This window comes from Hydrocoleum sp. CS-953, assembly GCF_002260545.1.
Classification (GTDB): Bacteria; Cyanobacteriota; Cyanobacteriia; order Cyanobacteriales; family Microcoleaceae; genus Trichodesmium.
Genome location: NZ_LGSU01001202.1, coordinates 1 through 7,893 on the forward strand (window position 1 = coordinate 1; position 7,893 = coordinate 7,893).

Annotated in this window: 5 protein-coding genes and 3 pseudogenes; 3 read left to right on the plus strand and 5 right to left on the minus strand. The window is 35.3% G+C overall.

Annotated elements, in window-relative coordinates:
- Window positions 1–417: 417 nt before the first annotated feature.
- The 3 genes and pseudogenes from AFK68_RS39300 to AFK68_RS19865 form a co-directional block, all read right to left on the minus strand.
- Window positions 418–1,161, minus strand: a 744-nt coding sequence (locus tag AFK68_RS39300) for an S-layer homology domain-containing protein (RefSeq protein WP_210407511.1), incomplete at its 5' end; no start/stop codon positions are given.
- Window positions 1,162–2,231: 1,070 nt separating this feature from the next.
- Window positions 2,232–2,803: pseudogene (locus tag AFK68_RS42110) on the minus strand (RNA-guided endonuclease InsQ/TnpB family protein); the annotation flags it as partial.
- Between the two features lies 1 nt (window position 2,804).
- A pseudogene (locus AFK68_RS19865) lies at window positions 2,805–3,808 on the minus strand (RNA-guided endonuclease InsQ/TnpB family protein); the annotation flags it as partial.
- A gap of 245 nt (window positions 3,809–4,053) precedes the next feature.
- On the opposite strand from AFK68_RS19865, the gene tnpA reads away from it, so the two are divergent.
- The 3 genes and pseudogenes from tnpA (at window position 4,054) to AFK68_RS19885 (ending at window position 5,854) form a co-directional block, all read left to right on the plus strand.
- Window positions 4,054–4,464: an IS200/IS605 family transposase gene (tnpA, locus tag AFK68_RS19875; protein WP_094674440.1), complete on the plus strand. Its 411-nt coding sequence runs from the start codon at window positions 4,054–4,056 to the stop codon at window positions 4,462–4,464.
- Between the two features lie 48 nt (window positions 4,465–4,512).
- A pseudogene (locus AFK68_RS19880) lies at window positions 4,513–4,670 on the plus strand (transposase); the annotation flags it as partial.
- A gap of 470 nt (window positions 4,671–5,140) precedes the next feature.
- Window positions 5,141–5,854 carry a glycerophosphodiester phosphodiesterase gene (locus tag AFK68_RS19885; RefSeq protein ID WP_094674442.1) on the plus strand — a complete coding sequence of 238 codons (714 nt, stop codon included), beginning with the start codon at window positions 5,141–5,143 and terminating at the stop codon, window positions 5,852–5,854.
- A gap of 780 nt (window positions 5,855–6,634) precedes the next feature.
- Here AFK68_RS19885 and AFK68_RS45780 read toward each other — a convergent pair.
- Together AFK68_RS45780 and AFK68_RS19900 are read right to left on the minus strand one after the other, a co-directional pair.
- A partial coding sequence (locus tag AFK68_RS45780) for a PEP-CTERM sorting domain-containing protein (protein WP_210407512.1) occupies window positions 6,635–6,764 on the minus strand: 130 nt, incomplete at its 5' end.
- An 81-nt stretch (window positions 6,765–6,845) separates the two neighbouring features.
- Window positions 6,846–7,583 (minus strand): choice-of-anchor E domain-containing protein, encoded by a 738-nt coding sequence (locus AFK68_RS19900; RefSeq protein ID WP_094674446.1) that lies wholly within the window; start codon window positions 7,581–7,583, stop codon window positions 6,846–6,848.
- Window positions 7,584–7,893 lie beyond the last annotated feature (310 nt).

Consider the following 7,893-nt stretch of genomic DNA (forward strand, 5'->3'; position numbering starts at 1 on the left):
CCTCAAGGAAAACCGTAAGGGAATTGATAATGAATAATAGATAATTACCTCAAGGAAAACCGTAAGGGAATTGAATATAAGGAAATATTATTTCTTTTTTCCTTAAGCGTCAATCCTCTCCCTTTGAGAGAGAGGTAATTATTAATTATTAATTGTTAATTATTAATTGCTGAACTACTCCCTAATAAAAAGATTAAAAACCCAGTTTCTCTAATGAACTGGGTTTTAATGCAATTAATTATTTAGGGGAAAAGTTATCATCAAAAAAGATAACTAANGTAATTATTAATTATTAATTGTTAATTATTAATTGCTGAACTACTCCCTAATAAAAAGATTAAAAACCCAGTTTCTCTAATGAACTGGGTTTTAATGCAATTAATTATTTAGGGGAAAAGTTATCATCAAAAAAGATAACTAATTGTCTTTTTTCGGACTCACAATATACTCAGATGAAACCTGTTCAACTTTTCCTAATTTTACCAATGCCTGATAAAATATAGCTGAAACTTCAGCACGAGTAGCAGGTTGATTTAGATTTAAAGTTGTCACATCTGGATGATTTACTACTAATCCAGCAGCAGTTGTGGCAGCTATTTTTTCTTGAGCCCAATCAGGTATTTCTTCCTTGTCTTTGTAAATACTTAAAACCTCATCGGGATTAGATGGAATTTCCAGATTTAAGCCAGTAGCTAAAGAAATTAATACCTCTAATCTTGATACTTTTTGTTCTGGGCGAAAAACATTCCCTGGATACCCACTTAAAAAACCTGATTTAGTAGCTATTTGAATTTCGTTTTGAGCAATAGAATCTGCTTTTACATCTTCATAATTAACAGACTTTCTGGTTGATTTTTCCTCAAATACTTTAGGAATATGACTGGCAAATTCAGCTCGCGTGATAGATTGATTTGGCTCGAATTTATCATTATCAATCTGAGCAATAAGATTACTTTCTGCTAAAGGTTGAATGAAATTACTTGCCCAAAAACTATCAGGAACATCAGAAAATTTAACCGTGTCAGTAGGAGATATTTCAGGGGATGGCACTTCTGTAGTCACTAGCGGACTTTCAGGAGTTTCTACCTTTGGCGGAGAAGAAGTTTCTGTTGCTTTGGGCGACTCAGGAGTTTCTACCTTTGGCGGAGAAGAAGTTTCTGTNTTTGGCGGAGAAGAAGTTTCTGTTGCTTTGGGCGACTCAGGAGTTTCTACCTTTGGCGGAGAAGAAGTTTCTGTTGCTTTGGGCGACTCTGTTGTTGGGGTAGGAATAGGAGGTGCCACAGGTAAAGTCTCAGTTGCTATGGGAGAATCTACAACTTCCGGTGATATAGTAGATGGAGATTCAGATAACATCTTGCCAATACCTAATGCTGCTAAATTCTTAGCAATTTCTGGAGCAGCTTTTTGATTAGTTGTTTTTGGCGGTTTGGTTAATTGGGGTTTTGTCTCAGTCTTTGTCTTGACTTTATCTAAACCCTGAATATTTGGCTCTAACTCCTCAGCAGTATTAGTAATAGGAGTCAAAGCAGCTAGACTTGTTCCTAATTCTTCAGAGGTTAGAGATGTTCGATCCATTTTTGATGCTGACTCACCAGTAGGAGTCTTAAGTTGAGGTATGCCTAAGCTAAAGATTGACTCTTCAGCAGCAATATTGGGACTATCAACAGTTTCAGGTAGAGATGTTGAAACTATGGGTTTAGAAAGTAGATTAAACCCATTATTTTCTCTAGTTGTTGCCCAGNCCAGTAGGAGTCTTAAGTTGAGGTATGCCTAAGCTAAAGATTGACTCTTCAGCAGCAATATTGGGACTATCAACAGTTTCAGGTAGAGATGTTGAAACTATGGGTTTAGAAAGTAGATTAAACCCATTATTTTCTCTAGTTGTTGCCCAGAAAAATATGCTGCCAAAAGTCGCTAAGGCTACAAATATTGCAATCCATTCATCACGTTCTACTGGCCTTGGCCGTGATGGTGGTTTTGTTGGTGTATTTGTCATCGTAAAATTTCGGTAAGTGGGAAACCACCGTCTTTTAAGCGGTGGATGGAAACGACTCGACGGATTTTAATCCGTAGTCAAAAAANGGGAACCGTGCAATTTGGAAATCGTGGTTTTAACCCGATTTACAGCTCCTAGTCACGAATCCACGCGACTTTAGTCCGTGGAGTGTCAAGGCTATTCTATATTATATAGCGACAGCTCTAGATTAGAGTGACATACTCCCACGCCAACCTTAAGGTATGCCGTGGGCTTCTCGTTTCCCTGCCCTGCTATTGCATCGGGCTCCACGAGCTTTAAGGACGGAATGCCCTACCGCCCTGTTTTTTATATTTATCGCCGCGTTTACATCACGGTCTATTACTATGCCACAGTGCGGACAAGAATGGGTTCTTTGCGACAATTCTTTAGGGACTTTTTCACCACAATTTGAGCAATCTTGGCTGGTATTTTTGGGGTTTACTGCTATAGTTTTCTGTCCAGCATTTGCGGCTTTGACAGTAAGAATAGACAAGAATTGTCCCCATCCAGCATCATTAATTGATTTACTCAATCTGGTTTTTGCCAACCCCCTAATATTTAAGTTTGCCTCCGGCACGCCGCTCCGCGTCTACGTGGGCAATAATATCAGCTTTTGATAATAATTCATTGGCTGTTTTGAAATGAAAATATTTTCGCTTATCGGCGACTTTTTTGTGTTGTTTGGCTACAGCTTTAACAGCTTTTAACCATCTTTTGCTGCCCTTCTTCTTACGAGATAAATGTTTTTGTAAGGTTTTTAGTCGATGCAGAGATTTTCGATAGTATNGCACGCCGCTCCGCGTCTACGTGGGCAATAATATCAGCTTTTGATAATAATTCATTGGCTGTTTTGAAATGAAAATATTTTCGCTTATCGGCGACTTTTTTGTGTTGTTTGGCTACAGCTTTAACAGCTTTTAACCATCTTTTGCTGCCCTTCTTCTTACGAGATAAATGTTTTTGTAAGGTTTTTAGTCGATGCAGAGATTTTCGATAGTATTGAGGACTTGGAACCGATTCTCCTTCACTTGTTACCAAGAAATCTTTTAACCCCATGTCAATTCCTAGAGTATTTTCTGATGTGGGTTTGACATCAGAATTCAACTTAGGAACCGACTTGTCTTCTAGGGATAGCGTAACATAATAACCATCAGCTTTGCGACTAATAGTAACAGTTTTAATTTGAAAACCATTGGGTAACAGTCGATGTTGAATTAACTTTACTTTACCAATTTTGGGTAAATTAATCCTATTTCCCTCAATGCAATCTTGCTTGATTTGGGGATAAGTAAAGCTCCGATAACGTCCTTTTCCTTTAAATCTAGGTTTACCTAATCGCAGCCCGTTTTTATCTACCTTAAACCACCTATCAAAGGCAAGTTTTACCCGTTTTATGCAATCTTGCAAAACCTGAGAATGAATTAACTTATATTCAGGAAATTTATCTTTGGTATTTACCAAATCTTTTTTCTGGGAATAATAATCTGGATTATCTCTTAGTTGAGGAATTGGCATCACCAAGGAACAAGCGTTAACCGGACAGCGATTTTCTGACCACCATGAGAACCGCTCCCCTAGTCGATAGTTGTACTGCCGACGCAACAAGTCCAACCACAATTCTATTGTGGCTATCTGGTCTTTGTTGGGTCTAAGCTTGTACTGGTAAGCAGTTCGCATATCTGCTTTAACTTGTTGTGGCTTTTTATTATAACACCAATTTTTCCATAAGACAACTATTATGCAACCAGATTTTGTATCAAGGGGTCGTTCGGTGTCAGATTTAAAGGCCATTTAATCTTGACAACCAAGTACAGGAAAGATGTTTTTACAGCATCAATGCTGACTCGCTTAAATGAAATTTTGGAAGAATTATTAATTANTAGTTGTACTGCCGACGCAACAAGTCCAACCACAATTCTATTGTGGCTATCTGGTCTTTGTTGGGTCTAAGCTTGTACTGGTAAGCAGTTCGCATATCTGCTTTAACTTGTTGTGGCTTTTTATTATAACACCAATTTTTCCATAAGACAACTATTATGCAACCAGATTTTGTATCAAGGGGTCGTTCGGTGTCAGATTTAAAGGCCCATTTAATCTTGACAACCAAGTACAGGAAAGATGTTTTTACAGCATCAATGCTGACTCGCTTAAATGAAATTTTGGAAGAATTATTAATTAGATGGGAATGCAAATTAATAGAATTTAATGGTGAAGAAAACCATGTTCATATTTTGTTTCAGTATCATCCCAGCGTGATGTTGAGCAAGCTAGTCAATAATATAAAAACAGTTACGAGCCGACGGTTAAGAAAAGAATTTGCAGAACAAATTAATGCTGTTTACTGGAAAGATGTTTTCTGGAATGGTTCTTATTTTATTGCTTCTTGTGGCGGGGTAACAATTTCTACTTTGAAAAAGTACATTGAGAATCAGAAAACTCCAGAGTAATATGGTTAATTAAGTAGGCATCGAGCCTACTTAATTAACCGCCGATTNTTACGAGCCGACGGTTAAGAAAAGAATTTGCAGAACAAATTAATGCTGTTTACTGGAAAGATGTTTTCTGGAATGGTTCTTATTTTATTGCTTCTTGTGGCGGGGTAACAATTTCTACTTTGAAAAAGTACATTGAGAATCAGAAAACTCCAGAGTAATATGGTTAATTAAGTAGGCATCGAGCCTACTTAATTAACCGCCGATTCAACTCAATATTAGGAATTAAAAAATGGTCATCATTGCAGTGCAGTGTCTAGACTAAAATTGTGGTTTAGGAGCGAGCAACCTAAAACAGCAAGAATTAAACTTTTGACTTTTGACTTCTGCTAATGATTACCGAATAATTAATAATTATTAATTAAATACCTTGGTTAAAAGCTTCCCCCTATACGGGAAAAAAAGAAATCAGGACTTACGCAAAGGTACTATGTATAGAGTTAAAAAACTGTTGCGCAATAGTTTTGAACACTATATATAGCGTCTCTGCGTAAGTCCTAGAAATAATATTTCCTTATATTCAATTCCCTCAAGGTTTTAACTAGAGGTAATTATCCATTATCCATTATTAATTATCAATTATCAATTATCAATTATCAATTATCCATTATCCATTATTAATTATCCATTAATGAATAAACCATTAATTATTGGTCACCGAGGTGCATCTGGCTTGGTGAAATTTGAAAATACTTTAGAATCTTTTGCTAAAGCCATTGAGTTAGGTGTTTCAATGGTAGAGTTTGATGTGAGAAAAACTCAGGATAATTTATTTGTTGTCTTTCACGATGAATCAATTGATGGGATAAAAGTTAGGGATTTGACTTATCAACAACTTTTAGATATTTCTCGGCAAAAAGGTTTTGAAGTTCCATTAGTAGAAGATGTGCTGAAGTTGTGTCGGGGAAAAATAAAACTTGATATTGAATTGAAAGAAGCGGGATATGAATTGGAGATAGTTAATTTAGTCAAAAAATATTTAGATTATCAAGATTATGTGATTAAATCTTTTCTTGATGCTGCGATTATTGCTGTTAAAAAAGCTGATAATAAAATTACAACTGGGTTGTTATTAGGATTTGGAAAATCCCAAAATTTAATCCCTAGTCGATTATCAGAAATTTTTCCAGAATTTCGTTTATTTACAACTCAAGCTGATTTTGTTTCCCCTAATTATCAGTTAATAAAATTCAGTTTTGCGTGGCGGATGAAACTGATGAATAAGAATATCTATGTTTGGACGGTTAATGATGAAAAATTAATGGCTGAAATTGTTAATAAAGGAGCTTTTGCGTTAATTACAGATAGACCAGATTTAGCTTTGAAGTTATTTGATAGAAATTAATATTTAGCTTTTCGGCATATTTTTTTATTGCGTATATTCCGTCAGTTTACCAGGTCATTTCAATGGGGTTGGAATGTGGCAGATAGACTAGCTTTTGCAGAAGTATTAGCCAGNATGAATAAGAATATCTATGTTTGGACGGTTAATGATGAAAAATTAATGGCTGAAATTGTTAATAAAGGAGCTTTTGCGTTAATTACAGATAGACCAGATTTAGCTTTGAAGTTATTTGATAGAAATTAATATTTAGCTATTAATATCTTTTCTTCTTTAACTAGAGTTTTGTAATATTCTTTTTTCAAAATGCTCTAATATAAAATTTGGATAATTACCGAATAATTAAGGTTTAAAGCCTCTCCTTAAAAGGAGAGGTAATTATTAATTATTAATTGTTAATTATTAATTATTGAATATAGCCTAGTCATTGGGACTGGAACGGAGTGAAAGGTTTGCGGAGCATTCCGGAACGGATAGCAATCTCCTAAACTTTTGAGATTGCTTCCTTTCGTCACAATGACGATTTTTCAACTGGATTATGTATAATTAAACGTTAAAAAAATTGTAGGGGCGGGTTTAACCGAAAGCCTTGACCTAAGCACCATCTAGTTATCAAAACCCGCCCTCTAATGTTGCTCAATTACTTAATATTTAAAAAATAACAAAAATAGCCTCTTATAACTAAGAAGCTCTTGTAAAAATAGCTTAATTTTAAATAAAGTCCTGATAATCTTTGAAGTAGTGAGCAATTATCAGGACTTTGTTGTGAAAAGTTTGTTTAACTTAAGCCTTTTTGGATAATTTCTTTTTGGATAAAATACCTGCACCAGCAAATAAACCTAAACCAAGTATAGAAGAAGGTTCAGGTACACTCTCAGATAAAACATCACCACCGAACTCTTCATATTGGTATNGCTTAATTTTAAATAAAGTCCTGATAATCTTTGAAGTAGTGAGCAATTATCAGGACTTTGTTGTGAAAAGTTTGTTTAACTTAAGCCTTTTTGGATAATTTCTTTTTGGATAAAATACCTGCACCAGCAAATAAACCTAAACCAAGTATAGAAGAAGGTTCAGGTACACTCTCAGATAAAACATCACCACCGAACTCTTCATATTGGTATGTTACTGTAACACTTGCTCCAGCTTGTGTAGAAATAATAGAAGCAATGTTAGCTGCACCTGTTACATTTGAATTAGTATTAGCAGAGAATAAAAACTCTGCATTACCAACACCAGTGAAGAAGTCTAATACAGCTTGGTCATTGTAATATCTCTCTCCATTTAATGTAGCTGTTAGTCCATTAAAGCTTTGACCAGAAGTACCTCCAAAGTCTATACGAAGATCATGGGCAGTTGCCAGAAATGAATCTGAAGCACTCAATGTTTCTTCAAACAAAGGGTTATTGAGAATGTCATCCCCAAGTAACGACAAAGTACCTCCAAGAGTAAAAGTTAGAGTTTGAGCTTGTGCATCCAGACTCTCTACTAGAGCATTGCCAACTATCTGTCCATCAAAGCCGACCGTAACATTTTTAAGTGTACCAAGACTACCATCGAATTTTTCAATTGATAAGAGGGCATCTGTAATATCTGTTGGTGCTAGATCAAAGGTATCTGTAAACGTTAGGGTCTGAGCATTAGCAACACCAGCATTAGCTATTACGCCAGTGAATGCAACTGTAGCAGTTAAACCAGCAAAGAATTTAGAGTTAACAATGTTGTTGATCATGGTTTTGGTTTATTTTAGTGTAATTAGTTACTTTTATTTTTCAACAAGGCCATATTTCACCAACACCAACTTTTATGTTGTAGATGAACCGCCTGCGTCCTTGTATCTATTTTTATAGATTTTCAAACTTTTATACTGTGATAAAAATCATAAAAATCAATGATCTTAATTACTGCTTTTTAAATCAAATAATGAATTAAGTATAGACAAATATTATAAAAGCTTTGCTATAAAAGGCTTTTAGAGAAATAAGATTTTACTTTCACACTGTATCGGAACTGCCAGAAAATAGTATAACTCGTGTAAGCAC